The sequence below is a fragment of the Enterobacter sp. 296B2 genome (genome assembly GCF_034106185.1).
Taxonomy (GTDB): domain Bacteria; phylum Pseudomonadota; class Gammaproteobacteria; order Enterobacterales; family Enterobacteriaceae; genus Enterobacter; species Enterobacter cloacae_N.
In genome coordinates, this window is the sequence record NZ_JAWNCA010000075.1 from 1 (window position 1) to 1,227 (window position 1,227).

A 1,227-nucleotide genomic window follows, 5' to 3' on the forward strand; every position below is an offset into this window, starting at 1 on the left:
GTCGCTGCCGCAGCTTCGGTGCATGGTTTAGCCCCGTTACATCTTCCGCGCAGGCCGACTCGACCAGTGAGCTATTACGCTTTCTTTAAATGATGGCTGCTTCTAAGCCAACATCCTGGCTGTCTGTGCCTTCCCACATCGTTTCCCACTTAACCATGACTTTGGGACCTTAGCTGGCGGTCTGGGTTGTTTCCCTCTTCACGACGGACGTTAGCACCCGCCGTGTGTCTCCCGTGATAACATTCTTCGGTATTCGTAGTTTGCATCGGGTTGGTAAGCCGGGATGGCCCCCTAGCCGAAACAGTGCTCTACCCCCGAAGATGAGTTCACGAGGCGCTACCTAAATAGCTTTCGGGGAGAACCAGCTATCTCCCGGTTTGATTGGCCTTTCACCCCCAGCCACAGGTCATCCGCTAATTTTTCAACATTAGTCGGTTCGGTCCTCCAGTTAGTGTTACCCAACCTTCAACCTGCCCATGGCTAGATCACCGGGTTTCGGGTCTATACCCTGCAACTTAACGCCCAGTTAAGACTCGGTTTCCCTTCGGCTCCCCTATACGGTTAACCTTGCTACAGAATATAAGTCGCTGACCCATTATACAAAAGGTACGCAGTCACACCACGAAGGTGCTCCCACTGCTTGTACGTACACGGTTTCAGGTTCTTTTTCACTCCCCTCGCCGGGGTTCTTTTCGCCTTTCCCTCACGGTACTGGTTCACTATCGGTCAGTCAGGAGTATTTAGCCTTGGAGGATGGTCCCCCCATATTCAGACAGGATACCACGTGTCCCGCCCTACTCTTCGAGTTCACAGCCTGTGCATTTTCGTGTACGGGAGTATCACCCTGTACCCTGCGACTTTCCAGACGCTTCCACTAACACACAAGCTGATTCAGACTCCGGGCTGCTCCCCGTTCGCTCGCCGCTACTGGGGGAATCTCGGTTGATTTCTTTTCCTCGGGGTACTTAGATGTTTCAGTTCCCCCGGTTCGCCTCGTTAACCTATGTATTCAGTTAACGATAGTGTGACGAATCACACTGGGTTTCCCCATTCGGACATCGCCGGGTCAAAGGTTCATATCACCTCGCCGGCGCTTTTCGCAGATTAGCACGTCCTTCATCGCCTCTGACTGCCAGGGCATCCACCGTGTACGCTTAGTCGCTTAACCTCACAACCCGAAGATGTTTCACTTCTGATTGCGAAAATTTGAGAGACTCGAACACACAT

At 52.6% G+C, this 1,227-nt stretch carries 1 rRNA gene; it reads right to left on the reverse strand.

From position 1 onward, the window contains the following. Positions 1-1,168 (reverse strand): 23S ribosomal RNA (locus tag URZ40_RS23110); the annotation flags it as partial. Positions 1,169-1,227 lie beyond the last annotated feature (59 nt).